Here is a 15,916-nt window from a genome sequence, read left to right on the forward strand (position 1 = left end):
TCCGCGTCACGCGAAGCGGAAGTCGCTGGACGTGAGCGCCAGCGACGCCCCGCCGGCCAAGCGTATCGTGTCGTCGGTCCCTGCGACCGCGATCAGCTTGTCGGCCCCGGAAACCGAGAACAGCAGGTTGCTGTAGGCGCGGCCCACCACCACGATCTTGTCCGTGCCGCGCACGAAGTCGGAGATGGTGTCGTTGCCGAAATCGCCGACGAAGCGGAAGAAGTCGGCACCGCCGCTGCCGGTCAGCACGTTGTTGCCCGCATTGCCGGCCAGCGTGTCTGCGTAGGAACTGCCAGTGACGTTCTCGATGTTGCGCAGCACATCGCCGGCCGCATCGTTGAGCAACTGGGACGCCCGCGTCAGGTCGATGTTCACACCCAGCGATCCGGCGTAGCTGACGGCATCGATGCCGTCGCCGCCGTCGATGGTGTCGGCGCCCGCCCGGCCGATGAACGTGTCGTTGCCGGCAAATCCGTTCAGCGTGTTGGCCGCCCCGTTTCCGGCGATGAAGTCGGCGAAGTTGCTGCCGTTGATGTTCTCGATGGCGATCAGCACGTCGCCCTGCGCATCGCCGTTGAGCTGGCTCGCCCGGGCGAGGTCGACGTTCACGCCGCTGCTCGACGACCAGTAGGTCGCGATGTCGATGCCGGCCCCACCGTCCAGCCGATCGGCGCCCGCCCGGCCTTCCAGCACGTCGTTGCCGTTGCCGCCGAGAATCGTGTTCGCGTCCGCGTTGCCGCGCAATTCGTCCCCATAGGCTGAACCGGTCAGGTTCTCCACATTGGTCAGGACGTCGCCGGCGGCAAAGCCGCCCGTCTGCACCGGATTGGTCATGTGCACCTGGACTGCCGCGGTAGACAGGCTGTAGTCGACCGTGTCGATCCCGTCACCGCCGTCGATGCTGTCCGCTCCGGCGCTGCCGCGGATCAGATCGTTGCCGGCCAAACCCTTCATCTGGTCGGCACCGACCGTCCCGTTCAGCGTATCCGCGGCGGTCGTGCCGCTGATGCTGTTCACCACGACCCCGTTGACCGCCAGCGCGTCGACCTGCGCCACGGTGAGGTCGCCGGAGGCGAAGCGGAATATCTCCACGTTGCTCACGGTATCGACGCCGGTCGCGCCGGTCTTGTCAGTCAGGGTGTAGAAGGTGACGCCGTTCACGATCGACTTGGCGATCGCATAGTTGGAGAGCACGTTGGCGAACACCACGGTGTCGATGCCGACCCGGCCGTCGATGCTGTCGTTGCCGCCCCCGCCCGCCAGGACGTTGTTCCCCGCGTCGCCGGACAAGGTGTCGCCGAGCGCCGAACCGATCACGTTCTCGATCGACACGAGGCTGTCGCCCTGGGCGTCGCCGCCGATCTGGAACAGGGCGGCCAGGTCCACCTGGACGGCCGCGGCCGAGGCGCTGTAGTCCGCCGTGTCCGTCCCCACGCCACCGTCGAGCACATCCGCGCCGCCAAGGCCGGCCAGGGTGTCGTCGCCGCGCATGCCGACCAGCTTGTTGGCCGCGCCGTTGCCCTTGAGGATGTCGTTGCCGTCGCTGGAGACGATGTTCTCGATCAGTGTTCCGGCGGCGATGTCGATCCACTTGCTGCCGGCCACGACGATTGGTCCGAGCAGATCCGCCACCACCTGGCCGCCCACCGCGGCAAGGTTGATCCAGTCGATGCCGCCCGTGTCGGCGAGCACCCCGCGCGAAGCGTCGAGGGCCTTCAGCTTCAGGAATTCGTCGGTGTAGTGGTAGACGCTGTCCTGCGACACGGCGCTGCCGAAGGCCTCCAGCTTCCAGCCGGACAGCGACCCCGTGCTGCCGGCCCGCGTGTCGGTGATCTTCACCGTCCAGGTGCCGGCGGAAAGCTCGCCACGGAATGCCTCGGACCCGAACGCCCAGGTGAAGTTGCTCTCCGAGATCTGGACGCCGGTTCCCGGCGTCAGCACGATGCTCCGCGTTCCCTCGGCGGAGAACAGCTCCACCTGCAGGTCGTTGAGGTTGCCGTGGGTGAGCGTCAGCGTCAGGTCCACATGCTCCACGAGCAGCTGGGTACCGATTGCGAAGCTGAAGCTCGCGCTGGCGTTGTCGGTGAGCTGGATCGAGCTGGATCCGCTCGCCACCGCCTTCAGCTCGTTCGCGCTGGTCTTGGCTGCACCGAAACGGGTCCACACCTCGGCCAGGCGTACCGCCTCGTAGGCGTCGATGCGCCCGAAGCCGACGTCGTTGGAGAAGTGCATGCCGCCGCCGTCGACGCCGTTCGCCTTGTTGATGGTCCAGGTGAACGCACCCTGGCCGGCGACGCCAGTGGCCGACAGCGAGGTGGCCGTCGTCTGATCGGCGGTGATCGCGATGATGTCTTGGACGTCGCGCCAGCCGAGCTTGTTGCCGGAGGCTTCGTGCATCAGGTTGACGATGCCGGTCACTGTCGGGGTGGCTGCGGACGTGCCGGCAAACCCGGTGATGTAGTTGCCGCTGCCATAGCCGGACGTTCCCATCCGGTCGGTGGTTGCGATGCCGTCGCCGGCGCCGGCGACAAGGATCGAAGCGCCGCGGTTCGAATAGGAGGAAACGTCGCCGTTGGACGAGGTGGCCGCCACCGTGATGGTGAAGCGTGTCGCGTTGAACTCGGACGTGTTGGCGTCGCGCCGGTCATAGGTCCAATCGTTGCCCGCCGCATTGACGATGACCGTACCGAGACCGCCGCGGCCCGTGTCGACCGCCGACTTCAGCCCGGCGAGAAACTCGGACCCCCACCAGCTGGTCGGGCTGTCGACGAACTTGTCGACCCAGTTCCACGAGTTGTTGGTGGTGTCGAACCGGTTCATCGACCGGATCGCCGTCATGAAGTCCGGCCCGTCGCCGAGGATGGTCACGCCGGTGAGCTTGGTGCCGTAGGAGATGCCGGCCCCGCCCTTGCCGTTGTCCGCCACCGCGCCGATGATGCCGGCGACCGCGGTGCCGTGCTGCGCGTCGCCCATCGCGCCGGAATAGCGAACGCCGCCGATCACCAGTTCCTTGGAGGCGTCGTAGTTCGCCGCAAGGTCCTCGTGCGTGATCTGGATGCCGTCGTCGTAGACGCCCGTGGACGTGCCGGCGCCGGAGTACTCGTTCCAGACCCTGTCGATGCTGAGCGCCTTGAAGTGCCACGACGTTGCGATCATCGGGTCGGTCGGGAGCGCGCGCGTGGCCATGATGGCGGTGACTTCCAGGTTCCGTTTGCCTGGAATCACCCTACCCACCGGCGGTTTTCAATTCCGTAAGGCCGATCGTGAAACTTCACGCATCGCTGTTAACGTATTCTCAGCGAATAGGGCTAAGCCCTTCAAACTGAGAGGATTTCTTCGATCGAGACCCAGTCGCCACCGCGTTGGGTCGAGACGATGCTGGCCTGCATCAGCGCCAGGCTCATCAGGTTGTCGGCCCCAGAGGAGAACCGCGCCGGAGGCACGCCGGTCCTCACGGCCTGCTCCATCGCAGCCATCGTGCCGGCGCGGTCGAAGTACCTGACGTGGTCGAGGATCTGCTCTTCCGCCGCCGACCCGCGGCGGCGCAGCACCACCCGGTCGCGCTCCAGCCGTTCGGCGCCGTGCCCGCGCGAGGTGAACCAGATCTCGCCCTCGTCACAGTCGATCGTCCACTCGCCGGCCCAGGCCGTGGCCGCGCCGCCGCTCATCCAGCTGCCGCGATAGCTGACGATTGTGCCGCCGGCGAACTCCACCGTCACCACGCCGACCGGATGGTTCTGGAACGGGCTGCCGGGCAGGTTCCAGGTCCGGCAGGACACCGCCTTCGGCTCGTCGGCAAGGATCATCCGCATCAGGTCGAAGTGGTGGATCGACATGTCGGCAAGAAGCGGGTCCGGGAAGTCCCAGTAGCGGTAGCCGATGCTCGGCGCATGTTGGCGGAAGACGATGTCGACCAGGCTGACATGGCCGAGCGCCTGCTGGGCGACCATCTCCGCCACCCGGATCGGCGCGGGATAGTGGCGGTAGTTCTGGCTGACCATCAGCATCCGCTTTTCGGCGGCGGCCAATGCGACCAGTTCCTTGGCCTCACCGACACTGGAGGCGAACGGCTTCTCCACGATCACGTGTCGCCCCGCCTCCAGCGCCCGCCGGGCCACCGGGTAGTGCGCGTCGGTGCGCAGCGTGGCGAGGACGATCGGCGCGTTCACCGCCGCCAGCGCGTCGTTGAGCGACGCGAAACAGCGGTCGGCCGGCACGTTCAACTTGTCGGCGATCCGCTGGCGGGCCTCCTCGGACGGGTCGACATAGGCCGCCACGCGCACCGTCTCGACCTCGGGCAGCACCCCGGTCGCCCAGTCGTAGCCCCAGAACCCCAGTCCGACCTGAATGATGTCGGTCATGCGCGTCTCCCGATCGGATCGTTGCATCGCCGGTGGTCAGCCCGACGTGGAATCCATGTCGCCCTGTTCGCCGGGGTCGGGCAGCGTGCCCGCGCCGGGGGTACGGTCCTCGTCCGTCAGCTCGGGCGTGGAATGGGGACCGGCGGCCGGCATGTCCGTCTTCGCCGGCGGCTTGTGCGTCGGCTCGGGCGTGTCGGGCGACGGCACGTCGCCGGGCACCGGCGGTTCGGGCTCGGCCGGAAAGCCGCCGGCGTCGCTCGCATGGGTCATCGCTCTGCTCCAGCGTTGGTTCGATCAGAAGCGAACCATCAGACCCGGCCATCGTTCCGGCTGAAGCTGCAAAATTGCTTTTCAGGAGGAACCGAAGGAACGTTGCGCCGTCTACCGCATTCATGAGCAGTGGAGCCGGCTTGGACGCGGCTGCCGCGCGGCGACCCTCTCGCCATCTGTCGATCGACCACACGACCGTCCCCCCGGGCTCGATATAGCCCGCGCGCTGCCGTCGCCTCCCTGCGGCAGCTTGCCTGCCCCGCGTCGCCCGGCGATGCGGGGCCTTTTTTATTGGGCTCCGACTCAGATCTCCAGAACCGCGTAGGGGCGACCCGTCGGCTTCTCGATGTGGTAGGCCACGTTGAACACCGGCGCGCCCCGCGGCGTCCGGCCCTCGTAGCGGCCCCGGTGCGCATGGCCGTGCACGATCGCGTTCACCTCGAAGCGGTCGATCGTTTCCGCCAGCCGCGACGAGCCGAGAAACGGGTAGATCTCCGGTGGCTCGCCCTCCACGGTTTCCTGGATGGGCGCGTAGTGCAGCACCACGACCGACTTCGGCGCCTTTACCTGCCGCATGGCGATCTCCAGTTGCATCGCCTCCTGCACCGATTCCGCCACGAAGGTCTTGATCGCCGGTTCGCCGAACGAGCCCAGCATCCGCGCCCCGAACCCGCCCGCAAACCCCTTCACGCCGACGAAGCCGATCCCGTCCACCTCCACGCTGGAACCTTCCAGGAGCTTCAGTCCGCCGTCGCAGAGGATCTTGCGGACCTCGTCCACCCGGCCGCACTCGAAGTCGTGGTTGCCGAGTACCCCGACGACAGGCACCGAGGCGCCGCGCAGCGCCTCCACCAGAACCTCCGCCTCCTTGGGCGTGCCGTGGTCGGTGAGGTCGCCGCAGAGCACCAGCACGTCCGCCGCCCGCGAGATCTCGCCGAAGAGATCGCGCAGCGCCCCCACGTCGTGATTGTCCCGCACGTGGATGTCGCCCATCGCCGCGACCCTGCGCACCCCGTCAGCCGCCTCACTCATTGCGCCACTCTCCTTCACCGCCGACGTCCGCATAGCCCCAGTCCGACACAGCGATCGCGTAGTCCACCCGCGACAGCATCCGCCCCCGGCAGACCTTCATGTCCGGCGGCGGAAGTTCCAGCTGGTGCGAGAGCCGGTCCAGCAGTTCGTCCATTAGCCAGCGCGGAATGCGGTCGCGGTCGGTCGGATAGATCCAGCGCAAATTGAGCAGATGCACCAGCAGCACCTCCCAGTGCAGCTCCATGTAGTCGAGCAGCCGCTTCCAATCGATCGCGTCCGACTGCTTCAGGATCACGTGGACGATGTCGGCACCGTCGTAGCGATGTCGCAGCTGGATGAAGGCCTTCGACCAGATCAGCTCCGTCGGCCCAACGATCCGCACGTTGGTGCCGAACAGGTCGAGCGTCCGGGCGTCCTGGAACCAGTGGTCGTTCACCGGCATCGTGCCGTTCGAGGAGGCGAAGATCACGTCGAAGAACATCTCGCCCTTGTGCACCTTGCCGAGCCACCGTTCGTCCTCGATCGCAACGGCGTAGCCGAGCTGCCGGAAGTGGTCGAGAATGCGCGGAAAATCGCCGCCCTTGCAGAACACGTCGAGGTCCTTGGTCGCCCGCCGGATCCCGGTGTAGGCGCTGACCGCATAGGTCCCGGCCAGCAGAAAGGGCAGGCCGAGGTCGGCAAGCTCCTTCAGGGCCTCGGTGTAGAAGGCCTCCGCCTGGGGGTTCATCAGGCTGGGCGAGGCCGCCGGTTCGATCGCGGTGATGACCTTGTCCTCCGTCGCGCGCGCCGCCTCTGGCGGCCGGAGTGGTCTCAATCGGCAAGCCGCCCGAAAGTTCCGGTCCTGCCGCCACGCCGCTGCGGACGGTTGGAACAGCCGCGCGTGCCGGAGGTTCTCCGTCTGGCACCAACGACAAAGGACCCCGCACGATGACCCCCTGGCAGCGATCCACCGTGCTCACCTTCCTCCTGGCCGGCACCCTCGCAGGCTGCGTCGGCTTCGGTCCTCCGCCGACGACCGCGGTTCGCGCCGCGTCGATCGAGGACCAGAAGAAGGACATCGCGATCCTCCGCAACCAGGGCCGCATCGGCTATGCGGAAGCCGCACGCCGTCAGTATGCGATCGAGCGGTCGAGCTACCGCCTCTCGCCAGACGAGGAGCGCTTCTGGCAGATCTCCATGGCCGAAGCGGCGCGCGTGGACGCGCGGCAGATCACGCCGGACGAATATCAGCGCCGCGTCCAGGTCGCCTACGCGCGCTACGTCCGGCCGCGCGGCTGACCGCCGCCGGCCTCGTTCGCCCCGGAAAACCGCCGCCGCGCCGGACAAAAACCAGGATCTGAATTGTACCGCCTGTGTATGAAATCATACAAACCGGCCTGACCCCATATGCTATAGCCCGCATACATTGCTGATTGGCTCGGCGGCGGGGACGGAATGACGGACGCGAGCGAGCGGACGCTAAAAGGTACCGGCAACTTCCTGCTCGACGTTCTGGCGCCGGGCGACCTGGGGCTGATCGCGCCCTTCCTCCAGCGCGTCGATCTGCGCCAAGGCCAGACCCTGTTCGAGGCCGGCGACGAGGTCAACACCATCCACTTTCCCTGCGGTCAGACCATTGGCGCGCTGCTGGTCGTCATGCGCAACGGCGACGTGGCCGAGAGTGCCACGATCGGCCGTGAAGGCGCGATCGGCGGTATCGTCAGCCAGGGCAACCTGCCCGCCTTTTCACGCGCCGTCGTACAGATTGCAGGCCCGGCCTACCGCATCGAGGCGGCGCGCCTACAGGCAGCCAAGCAGCAGTCCATCGCGATCCGCAACCTGATGGCCCGCTACGCGGACTGCATCCTCGCGCAGATCGTCCAGTCCGTCGCCTGCAACGCGCTGCACCCGATCGACGCCCGGTGCGCGCGCTGGATCCTGACCATCCAGGACCGCATCGGCAACGACCACCTGCCAGTCACCCACCAGTTCCTGGCCGAGGCGCTCGGGGTACAGCGGACCTATCTGTCGCGCGTTCTCGGAATTCTGCAGAAGCGCGGCCTTGTCCGCTCCCGCCGGGGAACGGTGGAAGTGCTCAGCCGCAACGCCCTCGAGGAAGTGTCCTGCGAGTGTTACGCCTGCGTCAGGCTTCACTATGACAAAGTATTGATCGGGGTCTACGGAGAGCAAAACCCAACAAACGGCGCGAGAGCCAAGCTCAAGGCATAGTATATTCAGGACATACGGAGAACTCGACTGTCGACTACAATACACTTGCGAAAACAATACGGGAACAGACGAGCGGTGATAAGGGGATGAGGTCGAGCTTATGGTAAAAGCTGACGAAACGCTCGTCGAAGAGTTGTCTCCCAGCCCACCGGAGAGCGCAGACTTCCTGCGGCGTGTGCTCTCCAGCAGCAACGACTGCATCGCCGTTTTCGACCTGTCCGGCAACCTCACCTTCATGAGTGATGGCGGCATGCGCACGCTGGAAGTGGACGGGTACCCCGTCATTGCCGGCCAGCACTGGTCCACATTCTGGCGGACCGATGACCCCGCGGTGGCTGGCATTGCCTTCGAACGGGCACGGTCCGGCGACGTCGGGCGCTTTCAGGCCCATGGCGAGACGCTGCACGGCACGCCGAAATGGTGGGACGTCACCTTCACCGCAATCGGCGACCACAACGGGGGAACCGAAGCTGTCGTTGCCGTCGCCCGCGACATCTCCGACCGCCGCCGCGACGACGAGCAGCGCGACCTGCTCAGCCGCGAACTCTCCCACCGCATCCAGAACATCTTCACGGTGATCAACAGCCTGATCACCCTGTCGGCCCGCGCCGATCCGGCGGCCGCATCCTTCGCCGAGAAGCTGAAGGCCCGCCTCGCCGCGCTCTGGAAGGCGCACGACTATGTCCGCCCGACGAGCCGCCGATCGCTGCAGAACGCCCACAGCATCCTCGGCCTCGCCTCCATCCTCCTGGAAGCCTACCCCGTCGAACAGATCTCCATCACCGGAGACGACCGCCCGATCTCCGGTCCGGCGGCCACCGCGCTCGCCATGATCCTCCACGAACTAGCCACCAACGCTGTGAAATACGGCGCACTGTCCGCGGCCGACGGCCGGCTGGTCATCGATTGCAGGCAGCAGGATGATCGCGTCGTCGTCACCTGGCACGAGGTCGGCGGCCCGCCGGTCGATGGCCCGCCCGCCCAGGCCGGCTTCGGCTCCACACTCGCCACGCGCACGGCCATGGGTCAGCTCGGCGGCTCCATCCGCCACGACTGGCGCCGCGCCGGCCTTGTCGTCACCATCGACATCGATCCGGACGAACTCTGCCGCTGACCGCCTACACGCCGACGCGATGACGGCGTCCCGTCGTCCCCGCGGGAACGGCCGGCAGCGCGGCGGCGATCGCCGCCTGCAGATCCTCCTGCCGGAACGGCTTCGGCAGATAACGCTCCATCGCATCCAGCGCGTCCGCCTCCGCATGACCCGTCACGAAGACGATCGGCAGGCCGGGACGCAGCGCGCGGATGCGCTCGGCCAGTTCCACCCCGTTCATGCCAGGCATCGCGTAGTCCACGACCATGACGTCGAACGGCTCGCCGGCTTCGATCAGCGCAAGCGCGGCCGGACCACCGTCCGCTTCCTGGATCTGGTGGCCGATGGTCGTGCCATAGGCCGCGGTGACGGCCCGAACCGCCGGATCGTCGTCCACCACCAGCACCCGCGCGGGCCGGACCTTCTGCGGAGCCGCTGCCCGGTTCTCCGCAACGGCCTCCATGCGCGCCTCGCTGAGCGGCAGCCGAAGCGTCACGGTGGTTCCCTCACCCACGGCGCTGTCGAGGCGAACGTCACCCCCGGCCTGGTTCGCCAGGGTATAGACCATCGACAGGCCGAGACCGGTTCCCTTCCCCACGTCCTTGGTGGTGAAGAACGGCTCGAACACCCGGGCCAGCACGTCGGGAGCAATTCCGCTGCCGCTGTCCTCCACGGAGATGGTGACATAGGGCCCGGGTTCCAGCTGCTCCGGATTGCCCTCCGCCACGCTCTGGTTTCCGGTGGCGATCCGGACGGTTCCTCCGTCGGGCATCGCGTCGCGCGCGTTGACGCAAAGGTTGAGGATGGCGAGCTCCAGTTGCTCTGCGTCCACCATCACCGTCGCCGGACGCGCCATCAGCGACCAGGCCACCGTCACCGTGCCGCCAAGCGCATGGTCGAGCAGATCCTTCATCCGCGCCACCAGCCCGTTGACGTCGGTCTGCTCCTGCTTGCGCTCCCGCTGCCGGCTGAACCCGAGCAGGCGCTTGGTCAGCACCGCGCCGCGCTCGGCCGCCTGCCGCGCACCGGTGACGTAGCGCTTCAGGCGCTCGTCTTCCGGCAGCCGCCGTTCAGCAAGGTCGAGGCTGCCGATGATCGCGGTGAGGAGGTTGTTGAAGTCGTGCGCGATCCCGCCGGCCAGCGTGCCGAGCGCCTGCATCTTCTCGGACTGCCGGAGCCGTGCCTCGATGAACCGGTTTTCCGTGATGTCCCGTTCCACCGTCATCAGGTAGGCGGTGCGCCCGTCCCGGCCCGGGATCGGCGTCCGGCTGGTCTCCGTCCAAACGCTGCGCCCGTCGCTCTCCGCGGTCTCGCTCACCGTCTCGCTATGCGCGCCGCTTTCGATCGCGGTGCGGTCAGCCGCTGCGCCGTCGCCGGGATCGCAGCCGCGGATCTCCGCTTCCGTACGCCCCAGGCACGTTGCCGGCTCCGCACCGAGCAGCGCCGCCTTCCGGGCGTTCAGCCGGACGAAGCGCCCCTGCGGATCCTTGAACGAGACGGCGTCCCGGCTGCTCTCCAGCAGTCCGTGCAGCAGCGACCGCTCCACGGCGAGTGCCCGCCCGATCAGGCAGCGTTCCGCGGCCGCCCGCACCATCGCGGTCAACGCCGCCGCATCCCACGGCTTGGGCACGTAGCCGGTGATTCCGCCCTTGTTGATCGCGTCGGCCACGGCGGAAAGGTCGGCGTAGCCCGTCAAGAGGATCGCGCCCGCGTCCGAGAAGGCGCGCGCAGCGGCAAGGAACCGCTCGCCGGTCATCCCGGGCATCCGCTGGTCGGAGATGATCACCGCCACGTCCGGGTGCGCCGCCAGAAGGCGCAACCCCTCCTCGGCGGAGACCGCGACGAGCACCGCGTACTCGTCTTCGAGCAGATCCTGGAGCGCCACCAGGATGTCGCGTTCGTCGTCGACGACCAGCACCGTCGCCCGGTCGGGCGTATCGTCTGTCGCGATGGTCATGGAAGGCTCCGCGGTACGGTGATCACGAAGCGGGCGCCGCCCAACCGGCTTTCCCCAACTGTGATCTCTCCCTTGTGCGCCAGCACCACGCTGTAGGAGATGGCAAGGCCGAGGCCGGTCCCCGAACCGACCGGCTTGGATGTGAAGAACGGCTCGAAGATCCGGTCGCGCATCTCCTCAGGAACACCCTCTCCGCTGTCATCGATGCTGATCTCGTAGGTGTCCGCGTCCGAACGCGTTGCAATGGCGATGGTGCCCTCCGCTCCCACCGCGTCCGCGGCGTTGCTGACGATGTTCATGACCACCTGGTTGAGGAGCGAGGCCGAGCAGCGCAGCCGCGGCGCGCCCTGGAAGTCGCGCAGGATCGTGATCCCCTCACCGATCTTGTGCGACAGCAGCGTCAGCACCGTCTCGATCGAAGGCGCCACCTCCACGTCCCCGAAGGCGCCTTCGTCCAGGCGCGAGAACTTGCGCAGGTTGAGCACGAGATCCTGGATCCGCTGCAGGCCGACGGTCATCGCCGTCAGACGATCGCTCGCCTTGGCCAGCTTGCCGCCCGCCGTCGTCGTGGGCCCGACCTCGGCGGCCGCCGCCTTCACCAGCCGCTGCACGGTCCCGTGGTGCGCCAGGATGAAGGCGAGCGGGTTGTTGATCTCATGCGCGATCCCCGCGACCAGTTCGCCCAACGACGCCATCTTGGCTGCGTGGACCAGCTGGCCCTGCGTTTCCCGCAGCCTTCGGTTCGCCGTCTCCAATTCGCTGTTGGCGAAGGCGAGCTTGCCGGCGAGCGCCGCCTTCGCCTCCGCTTCGGCAGCCTCCGCCTGCGCCTGCTGCAGGGCGAGGCGCCGGTCGCGCAGTTCGATCTCGATCCGGCGGTTGTCGTCCTCGAACAGCTTGCGGCGGACCAGCGCCCGCAACCTGAGACCGAGCACGTCCGTCTCTGCCGCTTCCGGAATGGCGTCGTCCGCGCCCGCGGCATAGGCCGCCGCGATCTGGTTGCCGGCGGCCGGTTCGTCTGCCGAGAGCGCCACCAGGAGGAAGGCGGAAGCGTCCCGCTGCGCACCGGTCATCCCGTTACGCAGGGTGTCCAGGCCGGCCAGCAGCGCCCAGCCGTCGAAGCGCGTGGCGCGCAGGTCGACGATCACGCAGTCGGCCGCGTGCGCACCGGACATCGCCGCCAGCGCGTCCTCCGGCGTATGCACCACCGCGATCGAATAGGCTTCGTGCGCGAAGGCTTCGCCGATGGCCTCCGATCGCTCGCCCGGGTCGCAGGCGACGAGCAGGCTGGCAGTTCGGAACTCGCCGCGCGCCCGCTCGCTGTCCGCATGCTCGCCGCCCGACGGTCCGCGCCGCAACAAGGCCCGGATCCGCAGCAGCAGCAGGTCTTCCGGCGCCGACTTCAGCACATAGGCGTCCGCCCCGCTCTCCAGCCCGCGCCGTTCGAAATCGCGCTCGCCCACCTCCGTCAGCATCAGCACCGGAAGCGTGCGCGTCCGCACGTTCATCCGGATCTGCCGGGCGAGCCCGTCGCCGTTCATCCCCGGCAGGTGATAGTCGGCGATCACGAGGTCCGGGATCCGGGCGTTGATGCTCTCGATCGCCGCCTCCGCCGTCGGAGCGGTGTCGACCGAATAGCCGTAACGCTCCAGGCTGAGCCGCAGCTTCACGGCTTGCGTCGGGCTGTCCTCCACCACGAGAAGCCGTCCTGGCGAGGGTGCCGACATCTGCGGCTGCATGTCGGGCGTCATCGTCCGCCTCCTGGAACAAGCCTGAGCAGCCGCGGCGCGATCAGGTCCAGCGGCAGCGCGATACGCGAAGCGCCGAGCTTCACCGCCGCCGCGGGCATGCCGTAGACCACCGCCGTGCTCTCGTCCTCGGTGATCGTGAAGCCGCCGGCCCGCCGGATCTCAAGCAGCCCCGCCGCGCCGTCCTCGCCCATTCCGGTGAGCAGCACGCCGGCCGCCCGCCCCGCCGCGGCCCGCGCCAACGACGAGAACAGCGCCGTCGCGCTTGGCCGTTGCCCGCCAACCGGAGGGTCGGCGCTCACCTTCAATACGTTGCCCGGAGCCACCGTCAGCTGCCGGTCTCCGGGCGCCACGTAGACCCGTCCCGGCACTGCCACCTCGTCGGACCGCGCCAAGCGGACGTCGAGCTCCACCTGACCGTCCAGCCAGGCGGCGAAACCCTCCATGAAACTCGCGCCCATATGCTGGACGACGAGGATCGGCACCGGGAACGACCGCGGCAGCGCCCCGATCAGCCGCGCCAGCGCCGGCGGCCCGCCGGTGGATGCCCCGATGCCGACCACCGTCGGCACCTGCAGCGCCTCCGGATCCGGCTGCAGCGGCCGCTGAACCGGTTGTGGCCGCTGGGCGAAGCTGCGGCGGCGGATCACCGGAACGTCGGCCATGATGGCAAGCTGGGTGCAGATGGTGTTCGCCACCGCCTCGTAGGAGGCGTTGGTGGGCGCCACCGGCTTCTCCACCACGGACAGCGCGCCTTCCCGGAGCGCATTGAGCGAGATTCTGAGCGAGGCGTCCTCGACCGCGTCGGCCACCACGACGATCGGGGTCGGGCGCTGCGCCATGATCCGTCCGATCGCCTCCAGCCCATCCATCCCTGGCAGGCGGATGTCCATCGAGATCACCTGCGGCCTGACCCGGTCCAGTTCGGCCAGCGCCTCCTCCCCGCTCTCCACGGCGGCCACCACCTGGAGCCGCGGATCGCGCGACACGATATGCGTGAGCAGCCGCCGCACCACCGGCGAGTCCTCCACGATCATCACCCGGGTCGGTCCGGTTCCGGCCCTCATAGCAGTTGCCCGATCGTCGCCAGCAGTTCGCGCTGGTCGAACTTCTGCTTGGTCACGTAGGCGTCCGCGCCGAGGTCGAGGCCGCGCCGCACGTCCTCGGGCGCCGCCCGCGACGTCATCATGATCACCGGCAGCGGCGCCAGTCGGGCGTCGTTGCGGATCGCGGCCAGCAGCGCGAACCCGTCCATCCGCGGCATCTCCACGTCCGCGATGACGAGGTCGACGATGGCATCGCCCGACCGCAGCACCTGCAGCGCATCGATCCCATCCACGCTGAGCAGCACCCGGTAGCCCTGGGCCTCCAGGATGCTCTTTTCCAGCGTGCGCGTGGTGATGCTGTCGTCCACCACCAGGATGGTCGCGGGCTTGGTTTCGACCTGGGGTCGCCAGTCCGGCAGGCCGAGCGTTCCGCCGGACCGCTCGCTGTCGCGCTCGATCCACCGGTCGACCAGCCCCTCGGGGTCGAGCACGGGCGCCGGGGTCTCGCCCTCCAGCAGCACGGCGCCGGTCACCAGCCGGCGGTCCGCACCGAAGCCGTCTATGGCTTCCACCAGCATCGGCCGCGCCTCGTGGAACGCCTCGACGGCCACGGCGCAGCGCCGTGCGCCCCGCCGCAAGACTGCTACCTTGGCATGGCCGGCTTCGACGGGAAGCGACACGGAGGATCCACCCAGCAGCTCGGAAAGCGTAACGATCGGAACGATAACGTCGCGTCCCCCGATTTCGATCCAGGCCGCCGGACGCCCGGACACGCTGGTCAATCCCTCGGTCGGAAGCCGCAACAGGCGCTCAACGCCGTAGGTCGGCAGACCGTAGGAAACCCCGCCGGCTTCCACCACCAGCACCGACTGGAGCACCGTGCCGAGCGGCACCTGGATCTCCACGTCCGTCCCGTGCGGCCAGGCCTGTCCGAGATGGACGCTGCCGCGCCGCGCCTTCACCGCCTCGGCCACCACCGACAGACCGACGCCCCGCCCGGACAGCCGGTCGACCGTCCCGGCGGTCGAGAACCCGGGCTCGAACACCAGCGCCAGCAGCCTGTCCGCCGCGGTCGGCGGCTGGCCGGGATGCCGCGGAGGGAGCAGCCCCCGCTCCAACGCGACCTGCTCGATGCGCCGGAGGTCCGGTCCACGTCCGTCGTCCCGCACGCGGATCTGCAGGCGGCCCGCCCGGATCGCCGCGGAAAGCGTCAGCGTCATCGCAGCCGGCCGGCCGCGCGCGGTTCGCGCCTGCGCCGGCTCCGCGCCGTGGCCGATCGCGTTGCGCAGGATGTGCGTCACCGGGTCCTTCAGCGCCTGAAGCACGCCGCGATCGACGGGCAGGTCCAGTCCCTCGGTCCGGTAGTCGACCTCGACGCCCTCCTCGCGCGCGATCTCCCGCACCATGGCGCCGAAGCCGCCGAACACCGTCTCCGCGGCGACATGCCCGAGCCGCCCCACTGCGTTGCGTGCTCGTCGCGCGGACTGCTCCAGGGCGAAACCCTGCCGCCGCTGGTCTCGCACCAGGTTCGAGAGGCTCCGCGCCGCCGTTCGCAGTCGCTGGTCCACGTCGCGCAACCGCGCCGTCGCATCCCCGCGCCCCGACGATAGCCCGCGCCGGATTTCCCTCACCTCAGCCTCCAGGGCCCGAAGCCGTCTGGTCAGAACGGCCTGGGCCTCCACGTCGGCCATGATGCCCGACACCGTTCTGGCCAATGCGTCGAGCCCGTCCGCCGTCACTCGCACGTAGTCCGGCAACGGCTCGTCGCGCACCGGTTCCGCTTCCGGGGCGACCGCAGGCGGGACGGGTATCGTCTCCTTCGGCGCGTTTCCTCCGGCAAGCCGCGCCTGGATGCCGGCGATCCGCGCTGCATCGGGCGGCGGCGCCCCGTGGATGACGGCCGCGACCAGCGCCTCCGTCAGATCGAGCGCCTCGGTCAGGGCTCCGATCGTCGGCTCGTCCAGCGAGGCCTTGCCGTCCGTGACGCGTGCGATCAGATCCTCCAGCGCATGCGCGATCGCCTCGACCGGCGCCATGTCCACCGCCCGCGCCGCGCCCTTCAGGCTGTGCGCCCGCCGGAACACCTCGCGCAGGTCGATCGCACCGCCGGCGGCGGCCCGCGAGAGCGCCGTCCGAACCGCATCGAGATGCTCCCGATGCTCGGCGTCGAAGGCTGCCAGGAGTTCGCGCTGGATGTCGGTCAA

General features: G+C 68.5%; 12 protein-coding genes. 3 read left to right on the top strand and 9 right to left on the bottom strand.

What is annotated here, in order from left to right:
• Positions 1-6: 6 nt before the first annotated feature.
• The 5 genes from HZ321_RS18850 to HZ321_RS18870 all read right to left on the bottom strand — a co-directional run bounded on the left by HZ321_RS18850 (position 7) and on the right by HZ321_RS18870 (position 6,390).
• Positions 7-3,186, bottom strand: coding sequence for a S8 family serine peptidase (locus HZ321_RS18850; RefSeq protein WP_181703951.1), 3,180 nt, complete (start codon positions 3,184-3,186; stop codon positions 7-9).
• Between the two features lie 131 nt (positions 3,187-3,317).
• Positions 3,318-4,361 carry a Gfo/Idh/MocA family protein gene (locus HZ321_RS18855; RefSeq protein WP_181703952.1) on the bottom strand — a complete coding sequence of 348 codons (1,044 nt, stop codon included), beginning with the start codon at positions 4,359-4,361 and terminating at the stop codon, positions 3,318-3,320.
• A gap of 36 nt (positions 4,362-4,397) precedes the next feature.
• Positions 4,398-4,631, bottom strand: coding sequence for a hypothetical protein (locus HZ321_RS18860; RefSeq protein ID WP_181704026.1), 234 nt, complete (start codon positions 4,629-4,631; stop codon positions 4,398-4,400).
• Positions 4,632-4,934: 303 nt separating this feature from the next.
• Positions 4,935-5,663, bottom strand: a complete 729-nt coding sequence (locus HZ321_RS18865; protein ID WP_244636000.1) for a metallophosphoesterase family protein — start codon at positions 5,661-5,663, stop codon at positions 4,935-4,937.
• The gene (locus HZ321_RS18870; protein WP_181704021.1) at positions 5,656-6,390 is read right to left on the bottom strand and encodes a nucleotidyltransferase; all 735 of its coding nucleotides are present in this window, start codon (positions 6,388-6,390) and stop codon (positions 5,656-5,658) included. The genes HZ321_RS18865 and HZ321_RS18870 overlap by 8 nt, the downstream gene beginning before the upstream one ends.
• A 200-nt stretch (positions 6,391-6,590) precedes the next feature.
• On the opposite strand from HZ321_RS18870, the gene HZ321_RS18875 reads away from it, so the two are divergent.
• The 3 genes from HZ321_RS18875 (at position 6,591) to HZ321_RS18885 (ending at position 8,985) form a co-directional block, all read left to right on the top strand.
• Positions 6,591-6,941, top strand: a complete 351-nt coding sequence (locus HZ321_RS18875; RefSeq protein ID WP_181703953.1) for a hypothetical protein — start codon at positions 6,591-6,593, stop codon at positions 6,939-6,941.
• 156 nt (positions 6,942-7,097) lie between these two features.
• Positions 7,098-7,871, top strand: a complete 774-nt coding sequence (locus HZ321_RS18880; RefSeq protein WP_181703954.1) for a Crp/Fnr family transcriptional regulator — start codon at positions 7,098-7,100, stop codon at positions 7,869-7,871.
• Positions 7,872-7,971: 100 nt separating this feature from the next.
• Complete coding sequence (locus tag HZ321_RS18885; protein ID WP_181703955.1) at positions 7,972-8,985, top strand: sensor histidine kinase; 1,014 nt, start codon at positions 7,972-7,974, stop codon at positions 8,983-8,985.
• A gap of 4 nt (positions 8,986-8,989) precedes the next feature.
• On the opposite strand, the gene HZ321_RS18890 is transcribed toward HZ321_RS18885, so the two are convergent.
• From HZ321_RS18890 to HZ321_RS18905, 4 genes are read right to left on the bottom strand one after another with little or no spacing between them, the layout of a single operon-like run.
• A complete protein-coding gene (locus tag HZ321_RS18890) occupies positions 8,990-10,921 on the bottom strand; it encodes a response regulator (protein ID WP_181703956.1) in 1,932 nt (643 codons plus the stop codon).
• Positions 10,918-12,669: a response regulator gene (locus HZ321_RS18895; protein ID WP_244636001.1), complete on the bottom strand. Its 1,752-nt coding sequence runs from the start codon at positions 12,667-12,669 to the stop codon at positions 10,918-10,920. Before HZ321_RS18895 ends, HZ321_RS18890 begins: the two co-directional genes overlap by 4 nt.
• On the bottom strand, positions 12,666-13,733 hold the full coding sequence (gene cheB / locus HZ321_RS18900; RefSeq protein WP_244636003.1) for a chemotaxis-specific protein-glutamate methyltransferase CheB: 1,068 nt from the start codon (positions 13,731-13,733) through the stop codon (positions 12,666-12,668). Before cheB ends, HZ321_RS18895 begins: the two co-directional genes overlap by 4 nt.
• Complete coding sequence (locus tag HZ321_RS18905) at positions 13,730-15,916, bottom strand: hybrid sensor histidine kinase/response regulator (RefSeq protein ID WP_181703957.1); 2,187 nt, start codon at positions 15,914-15,916, stop codon at positions 13,730-13,732. Before HZ321_RS18905 ends, cheB begins: the two co-directional genes overlap by 4 nt.

Source organism: Chthonobacter albigriseus (assembly GCF_013839445.1).
Taxonomy (GTDB): Bacteria; Pseudomonadota; Alphaproteobacteria; order Rhizobiales; family Pleomorphomonadaceae; genus Chthonobacter; species Chthonobacter albigriseus.